Here is a 16,447-nt window from a genome sequence, read left to right as displayed (position 1 = left end):
GCCTTGAGTCGCTGTAATAAATCCCTCCATCACGTCAAAGGGCCGGGGAAAATCCCGGCCCTTTGGCTTTTTGCGCTCAGCAGGGATGGACGCTGCCGCTCCCCACCACTTTCGGTTTGCTGTACCTCTTCATCTTCACCTCCATTATCCGTTGTTAGCTGCTTTCCCCCACCCACCCCTCCCCCGCTGGGGGAGGGCAAGGAGTTCCTCCCTCCTTAGGGCAACTGGGTATGACAGCCGTCGCAGCTCAGGTTGTCGCTCCACTTCACCTGGTTGCCGTTGTGGCAGGAGATATTCGTACAGGTCTTGGTCGTGCCGTCGTACATGGTCGCGGTATTGAAGATGGTCCGCGCCTGGTCGTGGTTGTCCGCCCCCTTGTAGAAAAGACCGAGGATGCCGCCGGGGGCATCAAAGCGCTGCCAGGTCACATCGAGTTCGGGCACAGTTTTAATGTCGTTGCGGATCTGCGCCCGGGTCTTCATTTTGATGGGCAGCAGCTTGACATCGGCGACACCGTTGACGTGCTTGCTCTTGTCCTTGATCACCGCATTGCCGTCCTCTGGGGTATCGGTACTGTGGCAGCCGACGCAGGCGGTGTTTTGGCGGTTGCGCCAGCGGGTCACGGTGTCGTTGTGACAGACGTTGCAGTTGATGGTGGTGGATGTATCGACCTTGCCGTGGGCGCTGGCATCACTGTTGGCCGCCCCCTGCAGGCCGGTGGTACCGGTGTAGACACCGCTGCGGTTCTTGGAAACATCCGAATCCCAGTGAATGGCCACGACATGGGCGGCATGGGCATTGGTATTCGGCGAGTTGCCGTGACAGCCGGCGCAGGGGTCCTCATCAGGCGCGAAGCTGGTGCCCCAGGCCGGGCTGGCCTTGTAGTCCGGCGGCGCCGCGCCGTTGCTGTGGCAGTAACTGGTGTCGCAGGTCTTGCCTGCGCTCTGCCAACCGACGGCGCCGAAGCTGGCCGAACCGTCGATGTGGTTGGCCAGGGTGTTGCCGTGACATTCGCCACACTTGAAGTCGTAGGTCGTCGTGGTGGAGGTGTTACCGGTCGCGCCGTAGGCAGTCGCGCCGGTAACGACATGCTGGTTATGGGAACCGGTTGTCGGCTTGGCGGCATGACAGAGAGTGCAGTCGTCGGCCGACGACGGTGTGCGGTTCCACATCGGGGTTTCCACCGCCACCCCTTTGCCGTCCTGATGACAGGTGGTGGTCGTGCAGGTGCCGAAGCCGGCATCGCCGACGACGACTTCGCCGTTGTAGTTCATGGTAGACAAGAAATTTACAGAACCATTGAAATGCTGATTGCTGCTTACATGGTTCGTGTGGCATTTGGTGCAAACCACACTCCACTCAACAAATGTTCCTGTTGAATTAAAATGAGCCATATGTCCTTCGGCGGAATTGGTATGGCAGGATTCACATCCTCGCCCAATTGAAGTCCCCCATACATAATTGACGTTGGGAGTTTGATTCTTACCATTGTTGTGGCAGGAGTTGGTACCACAGCTTCCCTTGGTAGTCGGATAGCTCCCTGTATAAATCAACCCGCGACTTCCGTCGACATTGACACTCCCGTTTATATGATTGGTGGAAGGTGGTGTCTGATCAATCCAACTGTTGGCCTCCGTGTCACTGTGACAATCTGCACATGTGATATAGCCGCTGGCAAATGTGACCATATTCTGCAAATGCGGAACATGTGAACCGGAAGTCGGTACCGTCTCGCCATTGTGGCACATTGTACAAGCCGTCGAGCCCCCTGCGTACCACTTATACGCTACATCTGTTGTCTTACCGTTGTGGCAGGCCACGGCGCTGCACGACCCGTCGCTGTAAGTGGCGCCGGAATCGGCTAAACCGTACCAGATTTTCTTTGCGAAACGAGTCTCCACCGCCGGATCCCCGATCTGGGCGACGAAGACTTCCGCAGTACTTACGCTCGCGTGATCGTTATCGTTATTGACCGCCGCGTGGCAGTATTCGCAAATCTGCTTCTGCTGGGCATTAGTGGCGCCATTGAGCAGGGTTTGAACACTGGTCCAGCTGGGGTTGATGCGCTCGGCGATCTTGAGGACGTGCACCTCATGCTCGCCTGCCTGGTTGGCGGTATGCTCTCTCACGCCGTCGGGCCAGAAGTTCTTGTTGCCGCTGGTCGAACCGATGTTGGCACCACCATGACAGCTGTAACAGGTCACTTCGAAGGCGGCCTCGGCCGAGTGGCTGTGGCAATCGAGACAGGGGCGAGTTCCGCCATGGCCGGAGTTATAGGCGGTCAGGCTGAAATGGTTGACTGCACCACCGGCATGACAAACCTGGCAGACGCCGTTGAAAGAAGCATTAGCATAGGCGGCACGACTGGTCCGATCGGCAAAGGTCGCCACGGCACGTCCGTCGATGCTGTCTTTGATCATAGCGTCGTAACCGGCGTAGCCATGAGGATCGTGACAGGCGTTGCAACGGGTGCCGTCGGTGCTGGTGTGCCCTGCGCCCGTAGCATAGTGGCCCTTTTCGTTGCCGCTGCCGCCGTCATGGCAGGCGCCGCAGAAGGCGTTGGGTGCTTCGGCGGTGTAGGTCTTGCCGTTGACCATCGCCAATCGGCTGGTGTCACCCACGATCCCGTTCATGTGGGCAGTGTCGGTGTCGGTGCTGTGACAGCCGGTGCAGAGTTGAACGACCCCGGTCTTGCCGTGGCCGGCGCTGACGTAGGCGGGCCAGGTCGGCGCCTCGCGCGGGCTGTTGGAGGCATCGGTGTAACTGGTGGCTTTGACGCCGCCATGGCAGGCATCACAGGTCGCGGTCGCCTGATTTCCCCAGACCAGGGCGACGTCGCCGTCCTCGATGGTATGACAGGCTTTACAGGAAGCGGCGAAATCCAGATAGTCGATGGCGCCGTTGACGTGCCCGGCATGGGCGCCGGTGTTGGCCCCGACGCCGTGGCAGTCGGCGCAGCCGATATTGGCTCCCGTGGTGCTGATATGGGCGGTGTGCGAGCCGCTGGTCGGGGTGGCGCTGTGGCATTTACTACAGTTATCGGAAGCGGCTCCCCCCCAGGGGTCATCCCAGTCGGGAATGGTGTATTTGTCGTATCCGTGGCAGTAGACGTTACAGGTATTGTCGGCGGCGCTGAACTCGCCGACGGAGAGGGCATTGTAAAGGACGCCGCCACTGCTGACGAAATCGACATCCCCCTGGCCGTTGACATGGGCCCCGCCGACCGCCCTGGAAGCGGCCACCAGAGTGGTGGCGCTTTCGGCGGTGGCGACGTGACAGACGTTACAAGCGTAACTCTTGCCCATCCCGCCCCCGGCGCCGAGGTGTTTCTGGTGGCTGGCGGTGTTACCCGTGGTAACCATAGTCGCCGCGTCGTTGCCGTGACAGGCCGTGCAACCGGTGATCGTTCCGGCGGTTTCCTGCCAGGTCACGGAAGCATAGGCCAGCGAAGCGGCATTACCGTTGCTGTGGCAATAGACCGTGGCACAGGCTCCGCCACCGGCGGTATCGTAGGTACCTGCGGAAGCCAGGGCGCCGAAATTGACATCCTGGAAATAGCCGTTGAGGTGGGTGGGGGTTGCCCCGCTGAAGGCCTGGGCGTGGCAGTTGTCGCAACCGAAACCGTAGTCGCTGCCGCCTGCGGCGTGGCGCTTGTGCGGAGTTTGCGACTCTAGCTTATAGATGTCGCGTAGGATGTTTTGATCTCTAGTGTCGAGGAATTTGTAACTACGATAATTGTCCTCATCAATAGCATACCCCCCCAAGGTAATGTTACCCGGCTCATCATAGATGGGCGGAAAGCCGTGACAGGCGCTGCAGTCGGCGACGAAGGAGCCGGTTTCGTTGTTGTGGAAATGGCAGTTGACGCAGGAGGCCTTGCCGTGGGTTCCCGAGGCAACGCCGTTGTGGGGGAAATTCAGGGTGTGACAGCCCTGGCAGTAGCCGGTATTGGTCCCATTGGCCCAGGCCGCTTCGAGGGTTGTGAACTCCAGCCCGCTCGCGCTGCCCACCGCCCCCTGTTTGGGGATGAAAACGTCCTCGACGCTTTTGCGCAGCACGAAGTAGTTGGGGCTGGTGGCATGGTAGACGTGGCCGCTGTGACAGTCGAGACACCCGGCGAACATGCCGTTGTCGTTGCCGTTGACGTCACCGTGCTTCTTGTAGACATGGCAGGCCTGGCAAAGGTTGGAACGCAACTTTCCCTGTTCTATCGGATCGCCGTGGGTACGCCGGGGTCCATCGCTCAACAACAGTTTGCCGTCGCCGGAGTTGAGAGCTTTCCCCTTGCCGTCGACGGTACTTGAGTCCGAATCGGTGAAGTGTACGCCATGACAGGAAGTACAGGAGACATTCATCGGCCCGGAACCGGTCCCGGTAGCATCAACGCTGTTGTAGACCATACGTACCTGGCCGGAGCCTTCGTTGGACGGCAGGACCAGAGTAGCACTGTTGTACCCATCAACCGATTTGTATTTGAACTTATTAGCCTCGGCCGCGACAAACGCCGGGTAATCCTTGACCAGGGGATGGGTAAGTAAACCACGATTTCCCGCCATATTCCAATCACGATGGCAATCAAGACACATGGCGTCAGGGCTGTTCATGCGCAAAAGCTTATTGGTCGAGGCCTCGAGATTGAAACCATCTTTCAGCTTGTGCGGATCATGGCAGCGAGTGCAAGTCACTCTTCCGGTGGAGGTACCATACCGGGAACGATAAAGAGCTACTGAAGGTGCACGTGCTCCGGCAGCGGGGACCACGTCTTTGGGCGAAGCCCAGTAATGTGAGGTCTGTTGGGAAGGGCTAATAGGGTTTTCAGAATCTTCTGGAGTTAGCGCTTTTGTTGCCTCCCCCATAGCATCGCTGGCATCTTCAACAGAAAACTCCCCTTTGGGAGGATAACTATTACCGTCCATAAAAGGGATGTCTTCATGTTCGTCTTGATGACACTGAAGACAAACATTTTTCCCCCAAATAGTGGCTGTAGACATGCCTGCTTTATGGCAAGCATTACAGTCGAAAGCGTGAATAGGGCGGGATGCTTCTGCCCACCCCGCTGTTCCCAGAAGAAACAGAGAAACCAGCAGAATCAATGTTGTATTCAGCCTCATAATATCTCCTGCTGACTATATGGCGAATGGCATCGTCAAACAGTAAAATTGAGTAACACTTATTTATCGTGGCATGCAAGACACAAGGCACTGCCTTCATTCGGAGTAATCAAAAAAGGTGTGTAATCAGGATCAGCACCTACAACAAGATCGCCATTTGACAAAGTATAATTTTGGTCATACATCACATGTGGGTCATGACAAGAGGAGCATTCCACACGATTTTCAGTACCGAAAAACCGAACACCATTTATTTCTGCGGCAGAAACTGTTTTAAATTCTTCAGCTTTTGCACTATAAACTGAGCTATAAGAAAAAGAAATAGGATGGTCATCCGAAAGATCCCCGTGTGCATCAGGGTTTTCACGGGAGGCCCCTATTTGTGGCCCTGGATTTGGAGGCAAATCTGGATCAGTGGTAAACATGATCGGTATTTCTACAGATCGTCCTCCATTATGAGTCGGCAGAACCGGTTCATTATTTTCATTAACCAATGAGTTACTATAATTAACTAATGAGTTAATGGCTATACTTCCATCATGACAACTTAAGCAAAGAAGTGACTCTTTTGATACAGAGCGATTGATGGAAAGTGCTCTCAAATATGACGACAAACTCGCACTATTATAATGTGTGTAAATAGTACCTGGACTCTCACGGTTCCAAAGCGGACCATCCAAAGTACCCCCATGCGGAGTGTGGCAAAAAACACAAACTTGCGTCTCGTTATCAGATACATATGTAGGCCAATCAGGGTCTGCGCTCATAGAAAGGTTATGGGCTGAGTAGGTAACCCCCTGAGGCCCACGCGTCGCCTCGGCTGCTCCGCCTGCCACAAGCATCAGAGCCAGAACGCCAATCAATCCACTCGTTATTTTCTTCATTTCTCCGTCTCCGTTACCTTGAAACCGTTATTCCCCGGCGGCTTCGGCCTGTAGCAGCAGGTCGCGAGCTTCCGCGACCTGGGCGGCTATGTCCCGGTTGCTTTCGATGTTTCTGTACAAGGCTTCCATCTTTTCACTGGCGGCGCGAATGTTGTTCTTCGCCAGTTGAGCTTTGATCCCGTCCACATCCGCCCGATTTCTTCGATCCTCAGCCAGCTCTTCGGCTAAATCGTCCAGTTTCTTCAGCATGAACTGCATGAAGGCGGGGGCCAATAGTTTGGCGTTGCCTTGCAGCAGCCGCACCTCGCCGTCTTCGCCGCCGACAAAAATATCCTTGCCTTTTTTCCCGTCGGTATCGGCGACAAAGATCCGCTGCGGCGTACCGCCGGCGAGTCTACCGGCAACCTCAACATCTTCGGCGGGGGCAAAGCTGCCATTTTCCAGCCAGGAGAAAACGAGGAAGCGGCCGTCCTGGGCCAGCAGCAGATCGCGCCGGCCGTCAGCGTTCCAGTCGACCATGAAGGGAGCAACCGGGGTCTCTCCCACGCCTTCGAGCGCGAACTCGACGCGCGCCAGGCGCGGGCCGGCATCGGGGCCCTCGTTGTGATAACGCACGAGTCGGCCGTCGGCGCTGCCGACGAGCAGATCTTTCTTGCCGTCGCCATCGAAATCGACGACCACCGGCGCGGCGCTGTCCCCCACATCGATGACGCCGTTCCCGTCGGTCAGCAACATCCCCTCGGCGAAGACCGGGGCGCTTTCGCTCCCCTGGTTGAGAAAGAGCGTCAGGGTGCCGTCGGCGGCGCCGACGAGGAGATCCTTGCGCAGATCGTTGTCCCAATCGACCAGCACCGGCATTGCACCGGGCACGGTCATCCCCAGAGGCAGAACTTCCCCTTCGCCGTAGCGGGACCCGTCCTCGGACTGGCCGCGATAGAGAAGCAGTTGCCCGGAGGCGGTGCCGACCAGCAAGTCGCTGATGCCGTCATGATCGAAATCGGCCCAATAGGGAGCGGCTTCGCCTTCCGTGCGCAGTCGCCCGGTCCCGGCGCGCAGCGGCTCCCGTTCGGTGAACTTGTCCGGCACCAGGGCGGGGAGAAGTTGCACCTCCACCTCGGCACCAATCCGCTCCTCGACCGTAATCGCGGCGACGGCCGGTTCGAAGCCGGGATGTTCCACCACTAGGGCACAGGGTCCGACGGGAAAGTCGCGCAGTTCGAGGGGCGTCTCGCCCAGAAATTGACCGGGATACCCGAGATTGCCGCCGAGATGGACGTGGGCGCCTTCGACGTTGGCGCTCACCGCGAGAATGGTGGAATCGTAGGTGAAAGGCCGGGCTTCGCCGGGAGCGGATTCGAGGTCGGTGGAATCGACGGCAGTGACCCGCCAGAAATAGGCTTGACCGTCCTCCAACTCGAAATAGTCGGCGCAATCCCCCAGGGCCAGGCTGGTGGCGTCGAGACGTTCTTCCAGCACCGGCACGGCAAAACTCTCGTCGGCCGCCACCTGCAGGACGTAGGTCAACGTCTCGAAGGGATCGGGGTCGGTGGCCGCTTGCCAGGAAAAGACCGTCAGGCCGTCGGCCGTGTTGCCCGAATCCGGCGCCGTCAACTCCGGCGCCGTGGGCGCTTCTTCTTCGGCGTTGACAAAAAAGGCTTGAGTATCGGACCAGGCGGAGGCGGCTTCACCGTCAAAAGCCTGAACGGACCAGACATAGGCCGCGTTTTCGCGGAGTTCCCGGGGAAGGACGAAGCTCGTCCCGGCGATCTCTTCGAAGGTTTCCGCCGCAGCTCCCTCTTCGCCGATTTTGACTCGATAGGTCAGCTCGTCGCCGTCGGCATCGATCGCCTCTTGCCAGCTCAGAGTCGGCGTCAACGAGGGGACTTCCCCCCGGCCGACAGGGCTGACCGCCACCGGGGCTTCCGGGGCCTCGTTGGCGTTCACCGGGTTGACGGCGCCGTCGATGCCGAAAATTTCCACCCGGCCGTCGCCGCAAAGGACGAAGAGGCGGCCGGTCAGGGGATCGAAAACCTGATCCCGGGGATCGCTGAGTTGCCCCATCCTGAAGCCCGCCACGGCATAGCTCGAAAGATACATGCGCAGCGGATCGGTGCCCGTCACGTTCAAGACATTGACGCGGCCGTTATAGCTGTCGGAGAAATAGCCCCGCCCCTGACCGTCGAAGGTCATGCCGCCGAAGTAGATCATCTCCTTGCTGCCGAAGGACTTGCTCCCGAGCAGGATGAAATTGGTTATGCCGTTGATTTTTTTCAGGTTTCCCGCGAGATCGAAGACCTGCACCTTGGGGTAGGAGAGGATGGTTCTCGCCCCCGTGGGCTTGTGAAAATTGGGGTCGGCAACGTAGACTTCCCCCGCCGCGCGGTTGATTTCCATGGCGGCGATGCCCATGAACTGACCGGGAGCGGTCCCCTTGGCGCCGAACTGATAGTCGAACACGTAGGGGACGAGGGGGTCCTGGCCACCGGGACGGTAGGCCTCGATGGTGAGGCGCTCGGCGTCAGCGACGAAGATGTGGCCGTCGGCGTCGAGCGCGATGTCGTAGACGTGGGCGAAGCGGTTCTGACCGCCGAGGTAGCCGAGGCGCGCGCCGGTGGTGCCGTCGAGAACCGCCACCGATTGGCGTTCGGCGACAAAGAGGCGCTTGCCGTCGCCGCTCACGGCGAGGCCGCCGCCGGACGCTTCCGCTTCGGTGAAGGCCTGAATCCCTTTGCTCTTGGCGCCGAACTTGTCGAATTTGAAAACCGTTTTTTTGCGGGCATCGACGACGTAGAGATTGCCTTGATCGTCCACATCGAGGCGGGTCGGGGCGATAAAGGCATCGCGAATCTGGCCGAGGGACTGGAAACGCGGAGCCGTTACCGCCCAGGCCGGGGCGCTCCCCGCGAAAAACCAGGCTGCCAGCAGAATCAGTCCAATCCCTTTTGAAAATCCGGTCATAGCTGTGCCTCCCCAAATCCCTGGACGTTTATTCACGTCGCAGGCGGCGGTGACAGGTCCGCTAACATCATTCATGCAACGGTGATACCAAGTAGATTGCTCGGAAACGGACGGGGGCTGGGAGCCGAGGAGGGAAAAGGACGACGATGAGAGAAAAGAGAGAGCGATACCCGAGAAAATGCGGGATACGCTAGGGGGAAAAGCTCAGATTTTCATTGAAGAAATCAAATAAATCAATGGGTGGGATAGGCGAAAAGTGTCCGGAGAGAAAAAATTTCGGGCGCGCTGGCGATTTACCGCGCACCGCGCCCTGTCAAAAAAACGGGAAAAGACCATGCTGCCGTCAAATGGCCGACAGACCCGAAAGATGGATGGTTTTCTCGCTTTTCCCGATCAGAGGAAACCAAACTTTTTCATCCGGTAACGGAAGGCGTCGATACCGAGATTGAGCTTCTTGGCCGCCTTCGACTGGTTGCCTTCGGAGGTTTCCAAGGCCTGGCGAATCAGCTCCCGCTCGACATCCTCAATATCGATCCCTTCCTCGGGCAGATGAACGCTGAAAGGCCCGACGGAGGAACCGCCGGTCTTGGCGACCAGTTCCTGAGGCAGGTGTTCGAGCAGCAGGGTTTCTTCGTTTTCGAGGATGATCGCCCGTTCGATGATATTGCGCAGCTCGCGGATGTTGCCGGGCCAGGCGTACTCGGTGAGGAACTTTTCCGCCATTTTCGAAACGCCCTTGACCGATTTGCCGAACTCCCGGTTGAAGTGGGCGATGAAATGCTCGACCAGGGGCATGATGTCGTCCCGCCGTTCACGCAGAGCCGGCAGGTGGATGGGAATGACCTGGATGCGGTAGTAGAGATCGGCGCGAAAGACTTTTTCTTCGATCGCCTGGAGCAGATCCTTGTTGGTCGCCGAGATAATGCGCACGTCGACCTGAATATCCTTGGTGCCGCCGACCCGGCGGAAGGAACGATCCTCCAGCACCCGTAGCAGCTTGGCCTGCATGCCGGGGGCCATGTCGCCGATCTCGTCGAGAAAGAGGGTGCCGCCGTCGGCCATCTCCAACAGGCCTTTCTTCTGCACCTTGGCGTCGGTGAAGGCGCCCCGCTCATGGCCCATCAGCTCGCTTTCGAGCAGGGTTTCCGGCACCGCCGCGCAGTTGATGGCCATAAAGGGGCGCTCAGCGCGGCCACTCTGGTAATGGATGGCCTTGGCGATCAGTTCCTTGCCGGTGCCGCTCTCCCCCTGGATGAGAATGGTGCCGGCGTCGCTCTTGGCGACCTTATCGACCATGGTGAGGACATTCTGCATGTGCCGGCTGCGACCGATGATGCTGCCGGAGCCGTACTTGCGGGACTGCTCGGAGCGCAGATGCGCCACCTCACGTCTGAGCTCGCCCGTTTCGAGCGCCTTTTTGATGACGATCGCCAGCTCGTCGAGATTGAAGGGCTTGTTGATGTAATCGTAGGCGCCCATGCGCATGGCCTTGACCGCGGTTTCGAGTACGCCCAGAGCGGTGACCATGATGACGATGATCTCCTCCTCCATCTCCTTGACCCGCTCCAGCACGGCCAGGCCGTCGATGCCGGGGAGTTGGATATCGAGAAGCATCAGGTCGGGAACATCGTCCTTGAGCAGTTTGAGGGCGTCCTCGCCAGTGGCGGCGGTAACGACTTCGTACCCTTGCTTCTTGAGATTCTGTTCCAAAGACCAGCGAATCAGATGTTCATCGTCGACGACCAGTATCTTCTGTTGGCGCACGGTTATCCTCTTTGGCAGTTGGCGGTTTCCCCGCTGGGGATGGGGATTTCAATGGTAAAGACGGAACCTTCGCCGAGACGGCTTTCAACCCGAATGCCTCCCCCTTGCTGCTCCATCAGGCGGCGGCAGATGGCCAGGCCCAACCCGGTCCCCTGGGTCTTGGTGGTATAGAAGGGGGAGAAAATCTTCTCCAGTTCCTTTTCGGCGATACCCGGACCGGTGTCGCTAACGATGATTCGGGCCATTATCTGGCCGTCGTGGTCGACGCGGGCGGTCTCCACGGTCAGGGAGCCCCCCGCCGTCATGGCTTGCAGGGCATTGATCATCACATTGAAGAGCACTTGCTGCAACTGCTTTTCGTCGGCCCAGACGGGCGTCAGCTCACGATCGAGAATCTTGATGCGATGAACGTTGCGCGATTCCGGATGCTGGGCGATAAAAAAGAGGGTCTTGTTGACCAGTTCGTTGAGATCGACAAAGGCGGGATCAGGGTCGCCGGGCTTGCCGAAGTAGAGGAGATCGCTGGCGGTCTTGTTGAGACGGTTGAGCTGTTCGAGCACCTCGGCGACAATCCGCCGCCGGGGGTCGTCCTCGGGAAAATCATCGGCGAGCACGGCGATGGCGCTGCCGATCCCGGCCAGGGGGTTCTTGATTTCATGCGCCACGCCGGAGGCCATTTCACCCACGGAAGCCAGACGATCGGCTCGTACCATTTGCTGATAGTGGTACTGCTCCAGGGTTTTGCGCGCCTTCTCGAGGTTGTCGACCATCGAGTTGAAACTGCCGGCCAAGCTGCCCATTTCGTCGGAAGCGAGAGGGGTGACCCGGCCGCTCAGATCCCCCTGTTCGACCTTGGCCATCTGTTCGGCCAGGGAATGAATCGGCCGGCGCACGAAACGCAGCAGCAGAAAAGCGGCCCCGGCCGAGAGCACGGCCAGGATGACGAGGGTGGAAACGAGGAAAAACTGGGTCGACTCCCGCAACTTCTGGCGGGTGTCGGCGAGGGAGTAGTTCAGGTTGAGTAGCCCGAGCACCTGGTGCCCGCTGCCGTGGCAGCTGTAGCAGCGGCGATCGGCCATGATCGGCCTGAGTACCCCGAGCAGCTCTTTGTCGCCGTAGCGAAAAATCGCGTGGTCGCGACGGTTCTGAAAGAGCGCCAGTTCGTTGAAACCGACCTGCCGACCGATCTCCTCGGGGTGCGCCGACTTGAGAATGGTGCCGTCGGGCGAGAAGATGCGCAGGGCGGCAAGCTGGGGGTTTTCACCGATGGACTGGAGAATGACCTGCACCTCGTCGTTCTGCCCGGTGCACATGGCGTTGAAGATCGCCTTTTCGATGGTGGCCAAAAGCAGAGTGGCATTCTGCCGGGTCGAGCCGACCAGGTGCCCCTGCTCCCGCCGCAGATGGAACAGGGTCAGGACACTGATGCCGATGACCAGCAGCAGGATATGCAGAATGATGACGCGCGTGACGAGGCTCTTGAAAAACAATGCGCACCCAGGCTTTCAATCAGTTGGCCGGGAGATTCCCGGCGGCGGTCGGAACACCCGCGCCCGCGGTGCTTCCGGCGCGAGTTTTTTCGGGCGTGTAGGAAAACTCCCATTCGCTGTATTTGCCCCGATCGACGAAGGTATCGTATTCCTCGGGGAAATTATCCTTTTTGAAGGGCTCGTCGTTGCTCGAACTGCGCACCCCCTTGACTCCCCCGGCGGGATCCTTCACCAGCACCCAGTCGCCACCGGTCATGGGGTCGGAATAGAGCCGCCGCAGATGGCGTTTGACCTGCAGGGAACGCGGGTCGCGCAGCAGGTCTTCGAGACGCTCGGGGTAGCGTTGCAGGCCGCCGTGATTGACCTGCTGATAGCTTTCAATGGCGCGCCGGTACTGATCGCCGCGCCAGAAGAGTTCTTCCTCCCGTTCCCGCTGCATGAGCGCACGCCAATTCGTTCCGGCCATGCCGAGGGTGAGGCCGATGACCACCACCATGACCAGCACCGTCAGCAGGGTGACCCCCCGCTGGTTTCCGATGAAACCCCATCGCGGAGCGAACCTGATCATCCTTCAAGAATCCTCGCCCATGAGATAGGAGAGAATGATGTCGTCGAGGCTGGGTTCGGCGACCGGTTTCGGCGCCGGCGGCTTGACCGCCGGGGATGCGGTCACAACCGGGGCGGTTGCCGGAACCGGTACGGGCTGGGCAGGCGCCGGTGGTGAAACGGCCGGCGACGGGGGGGAGGAAGCGGCCGGCGGAACGGAAACCGGAGCGGCCGGGGAAGGCGCGGCAGGAGACGGATCGGCGGCAACACCGGAGACGGGAGCGACGGGGAGTTCAGTGGCGGCAGCGAACTTGAGGTTCTCGATGCGGCCGTCGAATTCCCCCTCCTTGAGCCGCCGCAGCATATCCCGGTGCTGCTGCTTCATCAGCTCTTCGACCTGTTTTTCCAACTGATCGACACCGAGCTGATCGGCGTAAGAGGTCTTGGTCGACGCGAGAATGGTGCCGCCGTGGTAAAGGAGAGTGACGACCTGGGGATTTTTCTCCCCGCTGTCCTCGGTCTGGACGTGGTAAACGCCCCCCTTGTAACGAAAATTATGATTGAAACCGAAAACCATGCGCGCCTCGCGACCCAGTGAAATAACGGTTCATTGTTAACACATTACGCGAAATGGCGCAAGGCCCGCCCGGCCCGGCCTCCGGGCATCAACGGGCGAGCAACGCCTTGACTTTGGCCACCGCTTCGAGGGCGTCGGCAGCATAGAGATCGGCGCCGATAGCGTCGGCGTAATCCTGGGTGACGACGGCGCCGCCGACCATGGTGAAGACCTTGATTCCGGCCGCGCGCAGCTGCCCCAGAACGACCTCCATCTGTTGCAAGGTCGTGGTCATCAGCGCCGAAAGGCCGACGGCATCGACCTGATGCTTTTGCGCGGCGTCGAGAATGCGCGCGGCGGGAACGTTCTTGCCCAGGTCGATGACCTCGAAGCCGTGATTTTCAAGCAGGGTGCAGACGATATTCTTGCCGATGTCGTGGATATCCCCCTCGACCGTCGCCATCAGAATCTTACCGAGGCTTTGCGCGGCGTCCCCACGCAGCTCCTGCTTGAGGCGGGCGAAGGCGGCCTGCATGGTCTCGGCGGAGAGCATCACCTGGGGGAGGAAGATCTGGTTGCGGCCGAAGCGCCGCCCGACCTCCTCCAACCCCGACAAGAGTCCTTCGTTGCTGATCTGCAGAGGAGAAAGCCCCTCGCCCAGAGCCCGTTCCACCAGCGCGACGATGCCGTCCTTGTCCCCTTCAATGACAGCGAAACCGAGCAGCTCGCGGATCGCCGGTTCCGGCCCTTCCCCCTTGGGCACCGTCGGCACCGCCTGGGCGCCGCCGTAGACGGCGATAAACTCCTCGGCCCGCTCATCCTTGCCGAGCAGGACCATGGCCGCGCGGAAGGCGTCCATCATCCGTTCTTCTTTGGGATTGACGATGGCGGCGGCGAGCCCGGCCTCCAGCGCCATGGCGAAGAAGGTTGCCGAGAGGACCGGCCGGTTGGGCAGACCGAAGGAGATGTTGCTCACGCCGAGGACCGTGGCCAGCCCCAGTTCGTCGCGCACGGCGCGCAGGGCGCGGATCGTCTCCATCGCCCGCTTCTGCTCGGCGGAGACGGTCAGGGTCAGGCAGTCGATGACCACATCCTCCTTCGGCAGTCCCGCCGCCAGCGCCGCTTCCAGGATCTTGCCGGCGACGCGCGTCCGCCCTTCGGCGGTTTCCGGGATGCCGGACTCGTCCAGCGCCAGACCGATTACCGCCGCGCCGTACTTGCGGGCCAGGGGCAAAATGACGCGCCGGCTCTTTTCTTCGCCGGAAACGGAGTTGATCAGCACTTTGCCGTCCACCGCCTTGAGCGCCCGCTCCAAGGCCGCCGGATCGGAGGAATCGAGGACCAGCGGTGCGCTGCTGACGCCGCTGACAGCGTAGACCGCCCGTTCCAGGGCGGCCGGTTCGTCGACCCCGGGGGTGCCGCAGTTGACATCGAGCAATGCTGCCCCAACCCGCGTCTGTTCCTGGGCCTCGCGACGGATGTAGGCGGTCTTCCCTTCCCGCAACTCGGCGCTGTAGGCCTTCTTGCCGGTGGGATTGATGCGTTCGCCAATGATGGCGCAGGGGGCGGCGCCACCGATCTCCACCACCGCCGAGCGGCTGGAGAGGAAGCCGCGGCGCTTGGGCGGCGTCCAGCGCTGGTTCCGCCCGTCGAGGGCGTCGCGGATGGCGCGGATATGGGCCGGGGTGGTGCCGCAGCAGCCGCCAATGACGCGGGCACCGAGGGCGATCAGGCGGTCGTGATAGGCGGTCATCTCCTCGGGGGTGCCGGGGAAGACGGTCTGGCCGTCGACCAGTTGCGGCAGCCCGGCGTTGGCCTGGGCGATGAGCGGGCGACTGGTCACGGTGCGCATCTTTTCGAGAATGGCGTAGATACCGTCGATGCCGAGGCCGCAGTTGGAACCGATGACGTCGGCGCCGAGGGCGTCGAGGGTGACGGCGGCAGCTTCCGGCGGGGTGCCGAGGACGGTGCGCCCAGCATCGTCGAAAGTCATCTGGGCGATGATGGGCAGTTTCGAGAATTCGCGGCAGGCGATCACCGCCGCCCGCAGTTCGCGGACATCAAGAAAGGTTTCCATGGAGATGAGATCGGCGCCGCCCGCGACGAAGGCCTGTACCTGCTCGCCGAAGATCTCGACCATCTCGTCGAAACCGGCATCCCCCACCGGCTGCAGAAAACGTCCGGTCGGGCCGATGGAGGCGGCCACAAACTGCCCGGAACCGGCGGCCCGGCGAACGATCTCGACCCCGGCCCGGTTGATCTCGGCGACCCGCCCTTCCAGCCCGTAATGGGCCAGCTTGCTGCGGCTGCCGCCAAAGGTGTTGCTCACCAGGATGTCCGCCCCGGCCTCGGCATAGGCGCGATGCACCCCCTCAACGACCGCGGGCGCCTCCAGATTCATCGCTTCGGGGGAGGCTCCGGCCTGAAGGCCGCGCTCTTGCAGCATGGTGCCCATGGCGCCGTCGAGCACCAGCACCTGTTCCTTGATGGCTTGAAGAAAATCGGCCATGTCATTCCTCGTTGGGTTGAGCGGCGCCGGCATCAAGCCGGGGCCGGGCCGGAGAAAAGTCGGCGGTGATCGGGCCGCGCAGATCGACGTGCCCTTTGAGGGTCTGCACCGGCTCCCCTTCGATGAGGATCCGGATCTGGCGGATGTGGGAAAAGTTGGCAGCCAAGGTATTGGCCAGGGCCTGCACGGTGAGCAGTTCGCTCATGCTCCCCCCGGGATGGCCGGAGACCAGCTCGCGGCTGAAGCTGACCCAGGCCGTCGCGCCGTCGATGGTCACCGTCTGCACCCGCGTGCCCGGCGGCAACACCGGCACCAGCGGCCCTGCAGGTCCCGCGACCAAGGCTTCCAGCGTGCGCCGCAGACAATCCTCGAGCACCTGGCAATCCTCGATCCGGCCTGTTTCTACCACCAGGCCATCACCGGCGACGGTGGCGAAATAGAGCTGCACCTCGCGCATCACGGGCGGCGGCGGGGGCGGCGGGACGGGTGGCTTCGACGGCGCGAAAAGAAAACGCCCGAGCAGCACCCCGGCCACGCCGAGCAAGACGATCACCAGCGCCGGCAGCAGCTTGTTCAGCGGTTTTTTTTGTGGTGTGACCATGGAAACCTCCTCAGGCGGCGCAAGCGAA

Annotated in this window: 9 protein-coding genes; all 9 read right to left on the bottom strand. The window is 60.6% G+C overall.

The annotated features are described in order from the left end of the window. Nucleotides 1-215 precede the first annotated feature (215 nt). The 9 genes from BQ4888_RS11940 to BQ4888_RS11905 all read right to left on the bottom strand — a co-directional run bounded on the left by BQ4888_RS11940 (nt 216) and on the right by BQ4888_RS11905 (nt 16,419). Nucleotides 216-4,685, bottom strand: coding sequence for a CxxxxCH/CxxCH domain c-type cytochrome (locus BQ4888_RS11940; RefSeq protein ID WP_170232846.1), 4,470 nt, complete (start codon nt 4,683-4,685; stop codon nt 216-218). Between the two features lie 485 nt (nt 4,686-5,170). Continuing rightward, nucleotides 5,171-5,995: a cytochrome c3 family protein gene (locus BQ4888_RS17385; RefSeq protein ID WP_140396653.1), complete on the bottom strand. Its 825-nt coding sequence runs from the start codon at nt 5,993-5,995 to the stop codon at nt 5,171-5,173. Between the two features lie 27 nt (nt 5,996-6,022). Next, nucleotides 6,023-8,953, bottom strand: coding sequence for an FG-GAP-like repeat-containing protein (locus BQ4888_RS11935; protein ID WP_092057481.1), 2,931 nt, complete (start codon nt 8,951-8,953; stop codon nt 6,023-6,025). 393 nt (nt 8,954-9,346) lie between these two features. Further along, nucleotides 9,347-10,717, bottom strand: a complete 1,371-nt coding sequence (locus BQ4888_RS11930) for a sigma-54-dependent transcriptional regulator (RefSeq protein ID WP_092057480.1) — start codon at nt 10,715-10,717, stop codon at nt 9,347-9,349. A 2-nt stretch (nt 10,718-10,719) separates the two neighbouring features. Then, nucleotides 10,720-12,207, bottom strand: coding sequence for a sensor histidine kinase (locus tag BQ4888_RS11925; protein WP_092057479.1), 1,488 nt, complete (start codon nt 12,205-12,207; stop codon nt 10,720-10,722). Between the two features lie 19 nt (nt 12,208-12,226). After that, on the bottom strand, nt 12,227-12,775 hold the full coding sequence (locus tag BQ4888_RS11920) for a hypothetical protein (protein WP_092057478.1): 549 nt from the start codon (nt 12,773-12,775) through the stop codon (nt 12,227-12,229). Between the two features lie 3 nt (nt 12,776-12,778). Then, nucleotides 12,779-13,330: a RomY N-terminal domain-containing regulatory protein gene (locus BQ4888_RS11915; RefSeq protein ID WP_092057477.1), complete on the bottom strand. Its 552-nt coding sequence runs from the start codon at nt 13,328-13,330 to the stop codon at nt 12,779-12,781. An 88-nt stretch (nt 13,331-13,418) separates the two neighbouring features. Then, nucleotides 13,419-15,818 carry a homocysteine S-methyltransferase family protein gene (locus tag BQ4888_RS11910; protein WP_092057476.1) on the bottom strand — a complete coding sequence of 800 codons (2,400 nt, stop codon included), beginning with the start codon at nt 15,816-15,818 and terminating at the stop codon, nt 13,419-13,421. Nucleotide 15,819: 1 nt separating this feature from the next. Next, entirely contained in the window at nt 15,820-16,419 is a 600-nt protein-coding gene (locus tag BQ4888_RS11905; protein ID WP_092057475.1) for a GerMN domain-containing protein, read from the bottom strand. Nucleotides 16,420-16,447 lie beyond the last annotated feature (28 nt).

Origin of the sequence: Desulfuromonas acetexigens (assembly GCF_900111775.1) — a bacterium.
Classification (GTDB): Bacteria; Desulfobacterota; Desulfuromonadia; order Desulfuromonadales; family Trichloromonadaceae; genus Trichloromonas; species Trichloromonas acetexigens.
Note: the sequence above shows the minus strand (reverse complement) of the source record. Positions and strands in the feature narration are given on the sequence as shown.

Bases quoted from the DNA above. Each gene is read 5' to 3' on its own strand.
- BQ4888_RS17385 (WP_140396653.1), bottom strand. From the start codon at position 5,995: ATGAAGAAAATAACGAGTGGATTGATTGGCGTTCTGGCTCTGATGCTT.
- BQ4888_RS11935 (WP_092057481.1), bottom strand. From the start codon at position 8,953: ATGACCGGATTTTCAAAAGGGATTGGACTGATTCTGCTGGCAGCCTGG.
- BQ4888_RS11920 (WP_092057478.1), bottom strand. From the start codon at position 12,775: ATGATCAGGTTCGCTCCGCGATGGGGTTTCATCGGAAACCAGCGGGGG.
- BQ4888_RS11915 (WP_092057477.1), bottom strand. From the start codon at position 13,330: ATGGTTTTCGGTTTCAATCATAATTTTCGTTACAAGGGGGGCGTTTAC.
- BQ4888_RS11910 (WP_092057476.1), bottom strand. From the start codon at position 15,818: ATGGCCGATTTTCTTCAAGCCATCAAGGAACAGGTGCTGGTGCTCGAC.
- BQ4888_RS11905 (WP_092057475.1), bottom strand. From the start codon at position 16,419: ATGGTCACACCACAAAAAAAACCGCTGAACAAGCTGCTGCCGGCGCTG.